Here is a 16695-nt window from a genome sequence, read left to right as displayed (position 1 = left end):
GCGAGGCTCCCCGCCTCGCGCATCGAACCGCTCGCATCACGCCGGCAATCTGAAGCTGCCGATCGCCTCTCGCAGCCCGTCCGCCTGATCCTTCAGCGAATGCGCGGCTGCGGCGGCTTCTTCGACGAGCGCCGCGTTCTGCTGCGTCACCTGGTCCATCTCCACGACCGCACGATTCACCTGTTCGATGCCCGCGCTCTGCTCGCGCGACGCGTTGCTGATCTCGTCCAGAATTTCGTTCACGCGCCGCACCGACTGGACGATCTCGCCCATCGTCGCGCCCGCGTTCGATACGAGCGACGCGCCTTCCTCCACCGTCTGCGTCGATGTCTCGATCAGCGCCTTGATTTCCTTCGCCGCCGTCGCCGATCGTTGCGCGAGGCTGCGCACTTCCGCCGCGACGACCGCGAAGCCGCGTCCCTGCTCGCCGGCGCGCGCCGCTTCGACGGCGGCGTTGAGCGCGAGAATGTTCGTCTGGAACGCGATGCCGTCGATCACGCCGATGATGTCGCCGATCTGCTGCGAGCTTTCGGTGATGCGCGTCATCGTGTGGATCACGTCATCGACCACGCCGCTGCCGCGCGTCGCGACGTCCGCCGCCTGCTCCGCGAGCCGTGCGGCCTGCGCCGCGCTCTCCGCGCTGTTCTTCACGTTCGCGGTCATCTGATCCATGCTCGACGCGGTCTGCACGAGCGCCGCCGCCTGTTCCTCGGTGCGTTGCGACAGATCGGTGTTGCCCGCTGCGATCTCGGACGCGCCCACGTTGATGTTCTCCGTGCCGTTGCGCACGCGCGAGACGGTTTCGACGAGCCCGCGCTGCATCGTCGCGAGCGCGTGGAGGAGGCTCGTCGTGTCGCCGGGACGCACGTGGACGGTTGCAGTCAGATCGCCGCCCGCGATGCGGTGCGCCGCGCCGACCGCGACTTCCAGCTCGCCGCCCAGATTGCGCCGGATGCTGCGCAGGACGACGAGCATCGCCACCGTCGCCGCCGCGCCGAGCAGGGCCGTAATGCCGAGCCAGCGCAGCGCGCTCGCGTAGAACGCATCCTGCACGTCGTTCATGTACATGCCGGTGACGATGTACCAGTCCCACGGCGCGAATTTCTGCGCATACGAGAGCTTCGGGACCGGCTTGTCGCTGCCCGGCTTCGACCACAGGTAGCTTACGAAGCCGCCGCCCGGCTGATCGCCCGCCTTGACGATATCGACGAAGAGCCGGTTGCCCGCCGGATCCGTGTAGGAGGCGAGATTCTGGCCGACCATCGCGGGCTTGATGGGATGCATGACCATCGCCGGACGCGAGTCGTTGATGGACAGATAGCCGTCGGTGCCGTAGCGGATCGCGCCGACGGCTTCGAGTGCGCGCTTTTTCGCGTCGTCGTCGGTGAGCGTCTTGCTGGCCGCGAGCGCCGCGTAATGGGAGACGATTGCATGCGCTTCGCCGACGAGCGATTTGAGCTGCTCCTTGCGGTCGTCGATCATCGAGGTCCGGTTCTGCCACGCTCCGATCACGCCGATGGCGATCAGGCCGATCCACAGCACGGCGATCAGCGAGCCGAGCTTTCTGTTGAGGGTCATTCCGTTCATGTGTGCGCCCGCTCTTCCGTTACGTTACGTTGACGTCACGTTTGTATGTCACGTTGTCTTGTGTGTGTATCGACGATGCGACGGCGTGCGCCGCCGCATGGCTGCTTTACGGCGCGAGGCAGGCGGGATTGAGGCGGGGAATACCCGATGTGACGCGGGCAGGCGGGCGGGGCGGCTCAGAAACGGACGATGGGGTCCTTGTCCGGCGGCGCTTCCGGATGCTGCGGCTCGTCCGGACGATGCCCCGGCGACGGCGGCGTGAGCGGATCGGCTTCCGGATCGCGGTTCGGGTCCGCGATCGGATCGGGGACGGGACTGGTCTGCAGGTCGAATCTCATCGTGGCTCCGGAAAGAAAGTCAGAACGCATCGTGTGACGCCGGCATGTGCAGCGTGAACGGCTGGCCGGGGTGCGCGTGCTCGACATCGGACAACTCGGCGCGGGCGCGGCGCGCGATCGCGTCGGTCGCGGTGCCGCGCGGATGTTCGTTCAGCACGATATGCGGCGTGCCGAGCGCGCGCGCCACGGCGACGGGCGAGGGCGCCTGCGCGTCGTCGGAAAGCAGGAGCTGCGCATCCGCGATCAGGCGCGGCAGCGTGCGCGGCGCGACCGCGCCGGCCAGAAAAAGCGCGGCGGTCTGCATCGCGCCGAGCACGCCTGCGGTGCGCTCGGGATCGGGCGCGTCGCCGATGATCGCAATCTGCCAGCCGTCGGCGGCGAGCTGGTCGGCGACATCGGCATATTGCTCCGCAGCCCACGCGGGCGCAGCGTGATGGCTGCCGGGATGAATCAGCACCAGCCGCTCCCGTTCGATGCCGTGAAACGCCACCAGCTCGTCGTACTGGGCATCGGTGAGCGCGTCATCGGAAGGCGCGGAAGGGGGCGCGGACGGCGAATCGGGGATCAGCGCCGGGGCGAGCGACAGGTCCGGGGACAGCGCATCGGCAAACTTCGAAAAGGGATTGGCTCGCATCCTGACTCCTGCAATTGGCGTGGCCTCGTGTCTCGGGCGGATCGGAGGCATAAGTTTCAGCACGCGCCATGCCTATCGAAGAGGGTTCCGGATGTCCGTATTGAAGGCGGCGGACAAAGGATCGTCAAGACGGTTCGCCGTCCGCGCGCCCTCAAAAGAAAACCGCCGCCCTGCGCGATCAGGAGCGGCGGTTCTCGACGCCGGCGAAACGGCTGCGGCTCAGGTTTCCGGATTGCCGTCTTCGGCGGGCAGCGCTTTCGGCGTGAACGCTTCCGCGCGACGGCGGATGCCGTCGACTTCACCGGTCACGAAGGTGCGGTTGTCGGCGGCGAGCGCCTGCTGATACGACGCGCCTTCGGGCACCCGATGCAGCAACGCGCGCAATTCGCCCTGCGTGGTCTGCTCGACCGGCTCGTAGTCGTAGAGCGCGAGCGTCAGTTCGGCGCGCTCGTGCAGCAGGAACAGGCACGACGCGAACACCGCGACGCCCAGCACTTCCTGCAGGCCGAAGCTGTATTCGTGCGGCACCGGCGAAAACGGCAATCCCGCGACGAAGGCCGCGCCCACGAGCGCCAGCGCGATAGTCGCCTTCAGCAGCAAGCCGGCGCGCGCAATCAGCCGCTCGCGTTCGCTATGCAGTTGCCCCGCCGATTTCGGCACGAGCGCAGTCAGGGAATGTTGCTGGCGAAGAGCTTCGAGCGGCAGAGCGGCCATGTGGTGTCGTCTCAACGAATAAGCGCAAACAAGCGCGACATCGGTTCAACGCACGGCTTACACGATCGTTGACGTTGCTTTCGTTTTGTTTCTTCCTGTTGCGGGCTGTTGCATTTGCCAGCGCGTCCGTCAGCGGGTGCGGTCCTTCACGGGCGTTCGCACGGTCGCGGTGCCGTCGGCGATTTGCTGCGCGAACACGAGCGCCTCGACGATCGTCCCGAACACTTCCTCGCGCACTTTGTCGTCGATGAGGCGCAGCAGATACGACGGATGATAGGTCGGCACGACGATGCGCCCCTTGTGCTCGATCGTCTTGCCGAGATACTCCGACAACGCCGTGCGATGCCCCGTCAGCGCCTTGAGCGCCGTTGCCCCGAGCGCGACGACCACCTTCGGCGCAATGCGCGCCAGTTCTTCGTCGAGCCAGTAGCGGCACGCCTCCCGCTCGCGCTGCGACGGCGTCACGAGCAGGCGTTCCTTGCCTTCGCCGCCTTGCTCGCCGTGTTCGTCCCACTTGAAGTGCTTCACCGCGTTCGTCAGATACAGCGATTCGCGCGTCAGTTGCGCCTCGCGGATGGCCTCGTCGAGCAGCTTGCCCGCCGCGCCGACGAACGGCTTGCCCTCGCGATCCTCCTGATCGCCCGGCTGCTCGCCGACCAGCATCACGCGCGCACCGGCCGGGCCCGCGCCCGGCACCGCCTGCGTGGCGTTGCGCCAGAGCGAGCAGCGCTTGCACGCGTCGAGCGACGGCGGCTCCTTCAGCGACGTGCCCTTGAGCGGCTCGAGATCCGTATTGAGCGCGACTTCCATGTCGTCCGGCACGTTGCGCGGATGGCTGTCGCGCCGCGTGTACGGGTCCGCGCGGGCAATGAGCGCCGGATCGGCGCGCTCGTTCGGCGGGCTCTTCCAGTAACGCACCGGCATGTGCGACGCCATTTCCGCGGCGTTTTCCTGCGCCGGCGCGAACGTGCTCTCGTAATACGCGAGCCACAACGCCTCGATGGCGTCGCCGCTGACCGCCTCGCCGCTCATGGAATCGGCGCTCACGCCGAAATCCATTGGCTTTTCCTCCGGCTCGCTCGTGCGGTCCACGCGCAGCAGCGCACCGTCCCAGAACGCCGCGCCGTGGGGCGTGGCGATCATCCACGTGGCGCTGCCCATGCGCGTGGCGAAATGCATGGCGGCGTGTTCCAGCAGGTCATGCACCGGCTCGCACCAGCTAATGAACTCCGGCGGCCCGAGCGACGCATCCCGGTGCCGGAAGCGCAACGTCTTGCGCATCTTGCCTTCCTCGGCCTGCACCGCCTCGATCATCCGATGCAGCCGATGCCCGTCCGCATCTTCAGCCGACGCGACCGCGCGATCGCCCTGCGTCCAGCGCCACAGCACCTTGTAGAGAAACGGCCAGCGATCCGGCGCGCGGTAGCACGCAGCCGTCTCCAGCATGGTCAGAAACTCGCGGGCGATTTTCACCGGCTTCGGCGCGTTCGGGTCCGCCGGGCCGCAGGGTGCGGCGATGGTGCCGAACACCGTGGCCGACGCGGCGGACTCGCGCCAGAGCACGTCTTGCGGCGGCACGCCTTCCGTGACGAGGGAACGCGCGACGGTGCGCCATGCAGCGAACGATGGGTCGAGAATGACGCTTTTCATCGGAAACCGGAACCAGAAAAGGCTGAAAAGTACTGTATATCCATACAGTATTCTAGCGATGGCTCCTGCTTCGAGGCAACTTTTTTGGGATGGTCGTGCCCTTTACTGCAAGTCGCTCGGTCGGTCGACGTCGCGCAGCACGTTCGGATCGTCGACATCGATGACGAGCGGCGTCGCGCGGGCCAGGATGCCGCGCGCGCCGGCGTCGCCGTCGAGCGAGGCGAGGGCATCGCGATGCGCGCCGCCGAACCCGACCGGATGCCCGCGCGTGCCGCGATAGCACGGCGCGACAAGTTCCGCGCCGGCGTCGAGGGAACGCGCGACCGCTTCGATCGTCGCGGGCTCAATCCACGGCATGTCGCCGAGCGCGACGATCCATCCGCTGCAATTGGACGTTGCGCGCACCGCGGCGGCGAGCGTCGCGCCCATGCCGCGTTCCGCGTCCTCGCTCACGACGACATTGCAGCCGGCGTCGCTCAGCACGCGGGCGAGCTTTTCCGCGCCCGGCCGCACGACCGCGACGACTTCCGCCGTCACGGAAAGGAGCCGCCGCGCCGACTGCAGGACGACCGGCGCGCCGTCCGGCAGCGGGGCCAGCAGCTTGTTCCGCGCGCCCGACGGATCGAAGCGCGTGCCGAGGCCGGCCGCCAGCAGAAGGCCGGTCGCGTTCGACGAATAGGTCATCGTGCTGCCCATGGTGAGAAAGGAAGCCGATTGTGCAGCGCGTCGGAGGCGGCGGCAAGCGGGGCGGCGCTGGCCATCCATCGTGCGCGTGCCGTGGCGAATCCTGCACGTGCGCGCCCATGCCAGCCGACCAAAGCGACCGCCGAACAACCACGCTCGCCCAACAGCCAACGCACGCCGTCGCGAGACCGACCGCCTTCGCGAATGCCGCGTCCGCCTTCAGCCTGCTCCCATCACCTTGTCGAGCGTGACCGGCAGATCGCGCACCCGCACACCCGTCGCGTGGAACACCGCATTCGCCAGCGCCCCCGCCACCCCGGTGATGCCGATTTCGCCGATCCCGCGCGCCCCGAGCGGATTGATATGCGGGTCCGGCTGCCCGACGAACGCAATGTCGAGCGAGCCGATATCCGCGTTCACCGGCACGTGATACTCCGCGAGATTCGCGTTGGTGTAACGCCCGTAACGCACGTCGAGATCGCTCTTTTCCAGAAGCGCCGAGCCGACGCCCCACACGATGCCGCCCATCAACTGGCTATGCGCCGTCTTTTCGTTGATGAGCGTCCCCACGTCGTACACGCCGACGATGCGCGGCACGCGGATCGTGCCGAGGTCGGCATCGACATGCACTTCCGCGAAGACCGCGCCGAACGAATGAAACGAGTACTGCTTCTTCTCGTCGCCGGGGCGCGTGGTGGCGACCGCCTCGATGGGCCTGCCGCCGTTGCGGGCGATGACCGCCGCGGCCGGATCGCGCTTCTCGGGCGCCGACAGGCTCACGACCCAGCCGTTGCTCACGGTCACGTCCTCGCGCGCGAGGCCCGCGACGGGCGATCCCCGATCGGCGATCGCCATTGCGATGAGCTGCTCGCGCGCCTGTTTCGACGCTGCCTGCACCGCCGGCGACACGCTCGCCGCCGACTGCGATCCCCCCGACACCGGCGCTTTCGGCAGCGACGAATCGCCGAGCGCGAAACGTACGTAATCGAGCGGAAAGCCGAGCGCGTCCGCGGCGACCTGCGTCATGATCGTGTAGGTGCCGGTGCCGAGATCCTGCGTGCCGGAAGCGACCACCGCCGTGCCGTCGGGCAGGATGCGCGCGATCGCCGACGCCTCGCTGCGATTGGCCGGATACGTCGCCGTCGCCACGCCCCAGCCGATGAGCGTGTTGCCTTCGCGCATCGAACGCGGCGCGGCGCTCCGCCTGCTCCAGCCGAACTTGTCGGCGCCCGCCCGGTAGCACTCCAGCAGCGACTTGCCCGACCACGGCTTTTTCTCCTGCGGCTCCATGTTCGCGTGATTCCTGATGCGAAAGGCGAGCGGGTCCATGCCGAGCCGATACGCCATCTCGTCCATTGCCGATTCGAGCGCGAACGAACCGCTCGTCTCGCCCGGCGCGCGCATGAAGGTCGGCGTGCCGACATCCAGCTTCACGAGCTTGTGCGATGTCGATTGATTCGGCACCGCGTACATCATCCGCGTGACGATGGCCGAGCTTTCCGTCCAGTCCTCGAACGTCGAGGTCGTCGATATCACGTCGTGCCGCATGCCCGTCATCGTGCCGTCGGGACGGGCGCTCACCTGGATGCGCTGCTCGGTGAACGGCCGGTTGCCAACCATCCCGAACATCTGCGGCCGGTCGAGCACGAGCTTCACGGGCCGCCCCGTCTGCTTCGACGCCATCGCCGCGAGCACGACATGCGACCACGCCGACCCTTTGCAGCCGAAGCCGCCGCCGACGAACGGGCAGATCACGCGAACGTCGTCATCGGGAATGCCGAAGAATTTGGCCACCGCGCTCCGCGTGCCGGACACGCCCTGCGTCGAGTCGTAGAGCGTGAGCTTCGGGCCGTCCCAGCGTGCGAGCGTTGCGTGCGGCTCCATCGGATTGTGATGCTCGTTCGGCGTCGTGTAGACCGCGTCGAAGCGCGACGCTCCCTGGCGCAGGCCGGCATCGACGTCGCCGCGCTGCGTCGTGATCGCGCGGCCCATCATCTTCTCCGGCTGATACGCCGAGCTTCTCGCGCGCTGGAAATCCGCGTTGGGCGTCGCGGCCTCGTAGCGGATATCGACGAAACGGGCCGCGCCGCGCGCATGCTCGAGCGTATCGGCGACGACGACCGCCACCGGCTCGTTGCTGTATCGCACGTCGTTCGTTTGCAGCAGCGTGAGCTTGCGCACGGCGGGCGGCTGCGCATCGGGGACGCCGCCGTTCGGCAGGCGCATCGCGTTCCGGTGCGTCATCACGAAGAGCACGCCGGGCAGCGCCTCCGCGCGGCTCGCATCGATCGATGCGATACGTCCCTTCGCCACCGTGCTCGTGATCAGCACCGCATGGGCGAGCTTCGCTTCGCTGTTGTCGCCCGAATAGCGCGCCTGGCCAGTCACCTTGAGCACGCCGTCGGTGCGGTCGAGCGGTTGTCCGATGACACTCATGCGACACCTCCGGCCTGTTCGACGGCGCGTACGATCGCCCGCTGCGCGAGCGTCACCTTGAATGCGTTGTCGCGCCGCGGCTTCGCGCCCTGCACCGCCAGCGCGGCGGCGCTTTGCAGCGTGCCCCGGTCGAGCGTCCTGCCGACGAGCGCGCTTTCCGTCGCGCTCGCGCGCCACGGCTTGTGCGCCACGCCGCCCAGCGCGATGCGCGCGCTTTTCACGGTGTCGCCGTCCATCTGCAGCGCCGCCGCGACCGATACCAGCGCGAACGCATAGCTCGCGCGATCACGCACCTTCAGATACTTCGAATGCGCCGCGAAGAGCGGCGGAGGAAGATCGACCGACGTGATGAGTTCGCCCGGCAGGAGCGTCGTGTCGAGATCGGGCCGGTCGCCCGGCAGCCGATGAAACTCCGCGAACGGAATGGTGCGTTCGCCATCCCGGCCGCTCACGCGTACCACGGCATCGAGCGCCGCGAGCGCCACGCTCATATCCGACGGATTCGTCGCGATGCATTGCTCGCTCGCGCCGAGAATCGCGTGAATGCGCGTGTGGCCGTCGAGCGCCGCGCAGCCGCTGCCGGGATTGCGCTTGTTGCACTGGGGGAAGGCGGTGTCGTAGAAGTAATAGCAGCGCGTGCGCTGCATCAGGTTGCCGCCGACCGTCGCCATGTTGCGCAATTGCGCCGACGCCCCCGCGAGAAACGCCTGCGACAGCAGCGGATAACGCTCGCGCACCCAGGTGTGATTCGCGGCATCGCTGTTGCGCACCAGTGCGCCGATGCGCAGGCCGCCGTCGGGCAGCGTCGTGATGGTATCCAGCCCGCCGATATGCGTGATATCGACGAGCCGCACGGGCCGCGCGACGCCGCCCTTCATCAGGTCGAGCAGGTTCGTTCCGCCGCCGATGAACGCCGTGCCCGGCTGGCTGCCGGCCTGAATCGCCGAGCCGATGTCGGCGGCGCGCTGATAGGAAATCGCGTCCATGTGCGCCTCCTTCAGCTGCGCGTCGTGGCAACGGCCTTCACCGCCGCCACGATGTTCGGATACGCGCCACAGCGGCAGAGATTGCCGCTCATGCGCTCGCGGATCTCATCGTCGGAGAGTTGCGGCGGGCGATAGCGCACGTCGGCGGTTGCGGCGCTGGCGTCGCCGGCGCGGAATTCGTCGATGAGCGCGGTCGCCGAGCACAGCTGGCCCGGCGTGCAGTAGCCGCACTGGAACGCATCCTTTTCGATGAACGCCTGCTGCAGCGGACTCAGCGCATCGGCGGCGGGGGCGAGGCCTTCCACCGTCGTCACCGTTTCGCCTTCGTGCATCACGGCGAGCGTCAGGCACGAGTTGATGCGCCTGCCGCCCGCGATGACCGTGCACGCGCCGCACTGGCCGCGGTCGCAGCCCTTCTTCGTACCGGTCAGGCCGGCGTATTCGCGCAGCGCATCGAGCAGCGTCGTGCGCGCTTCCACTTGCAGTTCATGCGGATGACCGTTGATGGTCAGCCTGACGGGCATCGTCGGCGCGGCGGAAGGCGGCATCGGCGCCGCTGCGCTCGCATCGGCGCCCGCCTGCTGCGCGGGCGCGAGCGGCGCGGCGGTCACGGCCGCCGCCGCCGCGGCCGATTGCAGAAAGCGTCTGCGCGCGGGCTTCTGAGCCGCGTCGTCGGGACGTGGGGATGGCTTGTTGACTGGGGACATGGCGAAAGAAGGCTCCTCGCTCGTTCAGAAGGACGCCGTTCGGCTCGAGTCTTCATGGGGCCTGTCCGCTCGCGGCCGATGCGACGTCGGTTCGCCAAGCGCCGATGCCCGAGTCCGTGGGCGGTTGTGGTGCGCGCGAGGGCCGCTCGCGGCGGCCAACGGCGAGCAACTTGGATGCCAGGCATCATGCAACGCGCCTGAATGCGCCGATGCCGCCCGTGGCGCGCAAGAACCACGTAAAAGCTGCATGAGTTCGTAAAGCCGACCCGCGCCGGCTCGCGATTATTTCGATCGCCGCTCGCCCGGTGGCTCCAAATTGTGACGATCGCGGGGAAGGGCACGCTGCAAAATGACGTCGATTCCGTTCGCTACGTTAGCCATGACCTTCGATCAGAACCGCTACGACGCGGCCCTTCGCCATTATTCGAACGCCCGCTTCGACGATGCCCTCGCCGCCCTAGCGCCGATGCTCGACCGCGTTCCGGCTCATCTGGCCGCGCTCGATCTCGCCGCTGTCTGCGCGTACAGCGCGAACCGGAAGCAGCAGGCCGAAGTCTGGTGGCGGCGCGCGATCGACGAACATCCGCAAGACGCGGGGCCTTACAGCAATCTCGGCAACGCGCTGAAGGACGCGGGCCGGCTCGACGAAGCGCAGGCGGTCTATCGAAAGGCGATCGAGCTGCGCCCGGCGTTCGTCGAGGCGCAGTACAACCTTGCGAACACGCTCGATCAGCTCGGCCATCGCGATGAAGCCGAACACTGGTTCCGGGAGGCGCTGAAGCTGAAGCCCGATTTCGTGGAAGCGCATTACAACCTCGCCAGCCTGTTGACGCGCGCCGGCCGTCTGCCCGAGGCCGAGGCGGCGTACCGGCAGGTGCTGGCGGCGCGTCCGGCCCACGCCGAGGCGCACAACAATCTCGGCAATCTGCTGAAAGACTGCGGGCGACTGGACGAAGCGGCGGCGCAACTGCGGCAGGCGGTCGCGGCTCGCCCCGACTGGGCCGACGCGCACTACAACCTCGGCAATGCGCTCGACGATCAGGCGGAGGCGGAGCGCGCCTATCGGAACGCGCTCGCGCTGCGTCCCGATTTCGTGGGGGCGCTCATCAATCTCGGCGGAGCGCTCGTCCGGCTCGATCGCGTCGGGGAGGCGGAAGAAGCGTATCGACGCGCGATCGCCATCGAGCCGGATTGCGCGAACGCACACTTCGGCCTCGGCAACGTGCTGTTCCGCGAAGCCGCGCAGGGCCGGCCGGAACGGCTGGAAGAAGCGGAAGCCGCCTATCGCCGGGCAATCGCACTCATGCCGGACTTCACGGCTGCGTATCACAATCTGGGCATTCTGCTTGGCGAAGACGGCGCACGCTCGGACGAGGCGCAGGGCGCGTTTCGCGAAGTTCTGCGCATCGATCCCGAATCCGCCAACTCGAGACTTCATCTCGCGTCGGCATTGCTGCGCGCCGGCCATTTCACCGAAGGCTGGCAATGCTTCGAGGCGCGCTACGACGATGGCCTGCCGCAGCAGGTCGTCGAGCGTCCGTCACTGTCTTATCCTCAATGGCGCGGCGAGCCGCTCGCGGGGAAGTCGCTCGTGGTCATCACCGAGCAGGGCTTCGGCGACACGCTCCAGTTCTGCCGCTACGTGACCGAACTGAAGTCGCGTGGCGCAAAGAAGCTGACGGTCGTGTGTCCCAACGCGTTGATCACGCTCGTCGAATCGGTCGACGGCGTCGCGCAGTGCATCGGCCGCGACGCGCTGGCGACCTTGCCGCCGCACGACTACTGGTGCTTCCTGATGAGCGTGCCCGCGGTCGTCGGCACGACGCTCGATTCCATCCCGTGCGGCACGCCTTATCTGCACGTATCGGCGGAACGGGTGGATCGGTGGCGCACCCGCCTGCCTGCCGATACGCTCAAGGTCGGCCTCGTGTGGGGCGGCGTGCCGCGTCCGTGGCTGGCCGACCCGCTCGCCATGTTCAGCCGCCGCTGGTTTGACGTGCGGCACCTGGAGCCGCTGCTTGAACAGCGCGGTATCACGTTCGTCAGTCTGCAGAAAGGCCCGGCGGTGCGCGAGCAACTTGCAACGCTGCCCGCGCGCCTGCGCCCGCTCGAATTCATGGACGACGTCGCCGATTTCGCCGATACCGCCGCGATCGTCGCCTCGCTCGACCTCGTCATTTCGGTGGATACGTCGGTCGCGCATCTCGCGGGCGCGCTCGGCAAGCCCGTGTGGGTGCTGTTGTGCTCGAACGCGTGCTGGCGCTGGCTCGACGCGCGCGACGATTCGCCGTGGTATCCCACCGCGCGGCTTTTCCGGCAGGCCGCGCCCGGTCAGTGGGACGCGGTGCTCGCGCGCGTCGCGGACGAACTCGCGACGTGGCGCGACGAGCGCATCACGCCTCGCTCTCCATGATCCTGTCGATCCACTGCGCATTCTCGCCCGCCGACCCGATGCCCGCGTGCCGCGCCATCGGCACGAAGAAATGCATGGCGATCGGCAGCTTCGAGCGTTCGAGCCAGCTGGTCAGGTGCGCCTCGAGCCGTCGGCCCGGCGCTTTCAGTTCTTCGCGCAGCACGGCGGGCAGCTTGTCGAAGTGGCGCATGTCCACCTGATACGGCTCCGGCGCGACGCATAGCGCGTTCGGCCGGCCGTCGACATCGACGGGAAGCCGCTCCAGCGCCTGATGCAGCAGCGCGACGCCGAGCCCTTCGCCGCGCCACGGCTTTCGCACTTCCCACATGCTGATATAGATCACCCGATGCGTGCTGTACACGTCGCACAGACGCGCCTGTCCGAGCGCTTCCGTCGACGCCAGCGCGAGCGACAGCATCTCGCCCGAATACGTGTCGAGCGTATAGACGAGATCGGCGCTGCTCGTGAGCGGCGGCACCTTGACGAGCTTGAGTTCCGCCGCCGCCGCGACGATATCGCTGCCCGCTTCGTGAAACACGGCGAACGCAGTGCCGAGGCGCTCGTCGTCGACTTGCGGATACTCGTGGCGATACGTCATCGTGAACAGAAACGGGCCGATCTTCTCGCGATACGCGAGCGGCCGGTCCACATCGTAATCATCGGTGCCGACGAGGCCGTACGGATCGTAATCGCGCTTTTCGCGGCGCTCGCCGTCGTCCATCGCGGAGGCGAGGGCGGCGAGCGGCCGGCGCGACTCGGGCACCAGATCCTCGGGCAAGCCTTCCCACGAAAGACGCAGGAATTCGCGCCCTCCGCGATAGTGCGCTTCGAACAGCGAGAGAAGCGGCTGGCCCGCGACCGGATCGAGGATGCGTTGCGCGCAATCCAGCGCGCGATCGAGCAGTTGATCGGCTTCGGCGGGATCGGGCGCGAGCGGCGGCTCGTCGGCCTCGGGCGCGGCGGGCAGACCGCGCGCCACGCGCTCCTTGTGCGCGAGTTCCAGCCACTCGTCGGCGGCGCGCTCGGCGATGAATCCCGCCGCGATGCGATAGCCCGACAGCACGATCGACTGCCCGGTGTCGCCGAGCGGAAAGACGTACTCGTCGGACATGGCTTCGTCGACGGTCATTCCGTGGAAAGTCTCGCGCGGCAACGCAGCGCCTGCCGCCGGATCGAAACGCTGATGCGAGAGAACGTGCGCGGCGAGATCGGACGCCGCGGGACCGAATTCGGAACCCGGTCCGGGAAGGAGCTTCAAGAGGGATAACGTGCTGCTGCCTGCGATGCCCGATGTCGTCATGAGTGCCGCCTCCGATCGTGATGGGCTATCGTAACAAACCGTGCGACGACGCAGGGAGGCCGGCGGCGGGCGGCGCGATCGACCGGGCGCGTGACGTGCTTCCGGCGTGAAGACTTCGACCTCGACTGCGGAGCGCACGATGAACACCGACATCCACGAAGGCGGCTGTGCGTGCGGAGCGTTTCGTTTCCGCGCGCGCGGCAAGCCGCGGCGCGTCTCGCTCTGTCACTGCATGACGTGCCGCCGCGTGCACGGCTCCGCGTTCGGCGCGTACGCCATCTTCGCGCGCGATGACGTCGAGATGAGCGGACGGCTCGAGACGTGGCGCAGTTCCGAAGACGGGCGGCGGCATTTCTGCCCGGTGTGCGGATCGGTGGCGTACATGGAATATGCGAGCCATCCGGAAGTCGACCTGCCGCTCGGCGCATTCGACGAAACCGGCGTCTTCGAACCCGCCTACGAACTGTGGTGCACGCGTCGCGAGCCGTGGCTGCCCGCGGGCGTGCGCACGGAATATCCGGAAGACCGGCCAAAATGAGCGCGGCGGGCGGGCATATCCGCATCGGCATTTCCGGCTGGCGCTATGCCGGCTGGCGCGGCGTGTTTTATCCGAAGAAACTGGCGCAGGCGCGTGAACTGGAATTCGCGTCGCGGGCGGTGCAGACGGTCGAAATCAACGGCTCGCATTATTCGCTGCAGACGCTATCGAGCTATCGCGCGTGGCACGACGCCACGCCCGCGGACTTCGTGTTCAGCGTGAAAGGGCCGCGCTATCTGACGCACATGCTGCGCTTTCGCGACGAGACGGCGATTCCCGCGATCGCCAATTTCTTCGCCTCGGGCGTGCTCGCGCTCGGCGACAAGCTCGGGCCGTTCCTGTGGCAGTTTCCGCCGAACTTCAGCTTCAAGCCGGAAGCGTTCGAACGCTTTCTCCAGCTGCTGCCGAAGGACACGCACGCCGCCGTCGCGCTCGCGCAGCAGCACGATACCCGCGTCAAGGACCCGTGGTGCGAAGCGGGCCGCAAGCGCGCGCTGCGGCACGCCATCGAGATACGCCATCACAGCTTTTGCACCGATGCCTTCGTGCGGCTTCTGCGCAAGTACGGCGCGGCGCTCGTCGTGTCGGATTCGGTCGCGGACTGGCCTTACGCGGAAGACCTGACGTCCGACTTCGTCTACATGCGGCTGCACGGGACCGAGACGCTCTATGGCGGCGCTTATTCCGACGACGCGCTCGACGGCTGGGCCCGGCGCATCGAGCACTGGGCGGCGGGCGGGCAAGTCGAGGACGCGAGGCTCATCACATCGGCTGCGGCGCGCCGCCGTGCTTCGCGCGACGTGTACTGCTACTTCGACAACGATCAGAAAGTGAAGGCTCCCTTCGATGCCCGCCGCCTGATGGAGCGCCTCGGCATCGAGCCGGCGAGCGCCGCGAGCATCGTGCAAGCGTGAATCGACCGGGACACGCATTGTCCCGGGACCGCCGCATTCTTGGTCGCACGGTCCCGGCGATTGCATTCGCGTCCGGAAAATACGACGATAAGCAGCGTGCTTCGCGCACCTTACGATGCGCGACATCGACAGGACCGGAACTCTCAAGAAGTCCATAGCCTGCAAGGAGCATCGATATCATGGCGAAGCAACCGGTGAGCGGCACCGACAAGATTCATCCCGAAGGCGCGAAGTGCATCGGCGATTGCGATCCCGGCGAACAGATCGAAGTCGTCGTGATGCTGCGGCGCAAGGACGCCGAAGGCTTTCGCCAGATGATGGCGCGCATCGACGCCGGCGACGCCCCCGCGCAGCCGGTCTCGCGCGAGGATTTCGACAAGCGCTTCGGCGCATCCGAGGAAGACGTCCGCAAGGTCACGCAGTTCGCCGGGCGCTACGGCCTGTCGGTCGTGCGCGCGGAACCCGGCACGCGCAGCGTCGTGCTGAAGGGCAGCATCGACGCGTTCCAAAAGGCTTTCGATGTGAAGCTCGAACGCTTCCAGCATCACAACATCGGCGAATATCGCGGGCGCGCGGGCCCGGTCAACGTGCCCGACGATATCCACGACGCCGTCACGGCCGTGCTCGGCCTCGACAGCAAGCCGCAGGCGCGTCCGCATTTCCGTTTTCGTCCGCCGTTCAGGCCGCTTCGCGGCGCGGCGCAGACCTCGTTCTCGCCGGTCGATCTCGCACGCCTCTACCACTTCCCCGATGGCGACGGCGCGGGCCAATGCATCGCCATCATCGAACTGGGCGGCGGCTATCGCGACAGCGATCTTTCGGCGTACTTCTCGAAGCTCGGCGTGAAGGCCCCGAAGGTCGTCGCGATCGGCGTGGACCGCGCGAAGAATGCGCCGACCGGCAATCCCAACGGTCCGGATGGCGAAGTGACGCTCGATATCGAAATCGCAGGGGCGGTCGCGCCGGGCGCGCGCATCGCCGTGTACTTCGCGCCGAACAGCGACGCCGGTTTCGTCGATGCGGTCAATCGCGCGATCCACGACAACACGAACCGGCCGTCGGTCGTGTCGATCAGTTGGGGCGGGCCGGAGTCGAACTGGTCGTCGCAGTCGATGAGCGCATTCAACGACGTGCTGCAGAGCGCGGCGGCGCTCGGCGTGACGGTGTGCGCGGCGTCGGGCGACAGCGGCTCGTCGGACGGCGTCGGGGATGACGCCGATCACGTCGATTTCCCGGCGTCGAGCCCCTACGTGCTCGGCTGCGGCGGCACGAGCCTCGCGGCCACGGCGCACGGCATCACGCGCGAAGTCGTCTGGAACGACGGCGATCAGGGCGGCGCGGGCGGCGGCGGAGTGAGCAGCGTCTTTGCGTTGCCCGTGTGGCAAAAGGGCCTGCACGCGGCCCGCTCCGGCGGGCATCAGGCGCCATTGACGAAGCGCGGCGTGCCCGATGTCTGCGGCGACGCATCGCCGCTCACCGGCTACGAAGTGCTGATCGACGGCGACGATACGGTCGTCGGCGGCACGAGCGCCGTCGCGCCGCTGTGGGCCGCGCTGATCGCGCGCATCAACGCGATCCACGGCTCGCCGTCGGGCTTCGTCAATCCGAAGCTCTACAAGGCGAAGGCCGCGTGCCGCGACATCACCGAGGGCAACAACGGCAGCTTCGCGGCGGCATCGGGATGGGATGCGTGCACGGGGCTCGGCAGTCCCGACGGCGCGAAGGTCGCCGCCGCGCTCGCGCCCGCCCCGAGCCACGTAACAGTTGAGGCAAGTCAGTGAACAACAACCACGA

14 protein-coding genes are annotated in these 16695 nt (G+C 67.7%); 4 read left to right on the top strand and 10 right to left on the bottom strand.

Annotated features, from left to right (window positions below; genetic code table 11):
- Positions 1-36: 36 nt before the first annotated feature.
- The 9 genes from P9255_RS08050 to P9255_RS08010 form a co-directional block, all read right to left on the bottom strand.
- Positions 37-1578 (bottom strand): methyl-accepting chemotaxis protein, encoded by a 1542-nt coding sequence (locus P9255_RS08050; RefSeq protein ID WP_309766528.1) that lies wholly within the window; start codon positions 1576-1578, stop codon positions 37-39.
- 185 nt (positions 1579-1763) lie between these two features.
- Positions 1764-1925, bottom strand: coding sequence for a hypothetical protein (locus P9255_RS08045; RefSeq protein ID WP_309766526.1), 162 nt, complete (start codon positions 1923-1925; stop codon positions 1764-1766).
- A gap of 19 nt (positions 1926-1944) precedes the next feature.
- Positions 1945-2559: a glycosyltransferase family 9 protein gene (locus P9255_RS08040; RefSeq protein ID WP_309766524.1), complete on the bottom strand. Its 615-nt coding sequence runs from the start codon at positions 2557-2559 to the stop codon at positions 1945-1947.
- Positions 2560-2778: 219 nt separating this feature from the next.
- Complete coding sequence (locus P9255_RS08035) at positions 2779-3273, bottom strand: hypothetical protein (RefSeq protein WP_309766522.1); 495 nt, start codon at positions 3271-3273, stop codon at positions 2779-2781.
- A gap of 129 nt (positions 3274-3402) precedes the next feature.
- The gene (locus P9255_RS08030) at positions 3403-4923 is read right to left on the bottom strand and encodes a UdgX family uracil-DNA binding protein (protein ID WP_309766520.1); all 1521 of its coding nucleotides are present in this window, start codon (positions 4921-4923) and stop codon (positions 3403-3405) included.
- Positions 4924-5025: 102 nt separating this feature from the next.
- On the bottom strand, positions 5026-5607 hold the full coding sequence (locus P9255_RS08025) for a nucleotidyltransferase family protein (RefSeq protein WP_309766518.1): 582 nt from the start codon (positions 5605-5607) through the stop codon (positions 5026-5028).
- A gap of 219 nt (positions 5608-5826) precedes the next feature.
- On the bottom strand, positions 5827-8043 hold the full coding sequence (locus P9255_RS08020; RefSeq protein ID WP_309766516.1) for a xanthine dehydrogenase family protein molybdopterin-binding subunit: 2217 nt from the start codon (positions 8041-8043) through the stop codon (positions 5827-5829).
- Complete coding sequence (locus P9255_RS08015) at positions 8040-9029, bottom strand: xanthine dehydrogenase family protein subunit M (RefSeq protein ID WP_309766514.1); 990 nt, start codon at positions 9027-9029, stop codon at positions 8040-8042. The genes P9255_RS08020 and P9255_RS08015 overlap by 4 nt, the downstream gene beginning before the upstream one ends.
- A gap of 11 nt (positions 9030-9040) precedes the next feature.
- Positions 9041-9736 carry a 2Fe-2S iron-sulfur cluster-binding protein gene (locus P9255_RS08010; RefSeq protein ID WP_309766512.1) on the bottom strand — a complete coding sequence of 232 codons (696 nt, stop codon included), beginning with the start codon at positions 9734-9736 and terminating at the stop codon, positions 9041-9043.
- Positions 9737-10115: 379 nt separating this feature from the next.
- Between P9255_RS08010 and P9255_RS08005 the strand changes: the two genes are divergently transcribed.
- A complete protein-coding gene (locus P9255_RS08005) occupies positions 10116-12149 on the top strand; it encodes a tetratricopeptide repeat protein (protein ID WP_309789329.1) in 2034 nt (677 codons plus the stop codon).
- Here P9255_RS08005 and P9255_RS08000 read toward each other — a convergent pair.
- The gene (locus P9255_RS08000; protein ID WP_309766508.1) at positions 12130-13449 is read right to left on the bottom strand and encodes a GNAT family N-acetyltransferase; all 1320 of its coding nucleotides are present in this window, start codon (positions 13447-13449) and stop codon (positions 12130-12132) included. The genes P9255_RS08005 and P9255_RS08000 overlap by 20 nt on opposite strands.
- 139 nt (positions 13450-13588) lie before the next feature.
- On the opposite strand from P9255_RS08000, the gene P9255_RS07995 reads away from it, so the two are divergent.
- The 3 genes from P9255_RS07995 (at position 13589) to P9255_RS07985 (ending at position 16682) form a co-directional block, all read left to right on the top strand.
- Positions 13589-13987, top strand: a complete 399-nt coding sequence (locus tag P9255_RS07995; RefSeq protein ID WP_309766507.1) for a GFA family protein — start codon at positions 13589-13591, stop codon at positions 13985-13987.
- Complete coding sequence (locus P9255_RS07990) at positions 13984-14901, top strand: DUF72 domain-containing protein (RefSeq protein WP_309766505.1); 918 nt, start codon at positions 13984-13986, stop codon at positions 14899-14901. Before P9255_RS07995 ends, P9255_RS07990 begins: the two co-directional genes overlap by 4 nt.
- A 179-nt stretch (positions 14902-15080) precedes the next feature.
- Positions 15081-16682 carry a S53 family peptidase gene (locus tag P9255_RS07985; RefSeq protein WP_309766503.1) on the top strand — a complete coding sequence of 534 codons (1602 nt, stop codon included), beginning with the start codon at positions 15081-15083 and terminating at the stop codon, positions 16680-16682.
- Positions 16683-16695: the final 13 nt, after the last annotated feature.

The organism is Caballeronia sp. LZ019, assembly GCF_031450825.1.
GTDB lineage: Bacteria > Pseudomonadota > Gammaproteobacteria > Burkholderiales > Burkholderiaceae > Caballeronia.
This window is presented reverse-complemented; position numbering and strand designations above follow the sequence as displayed.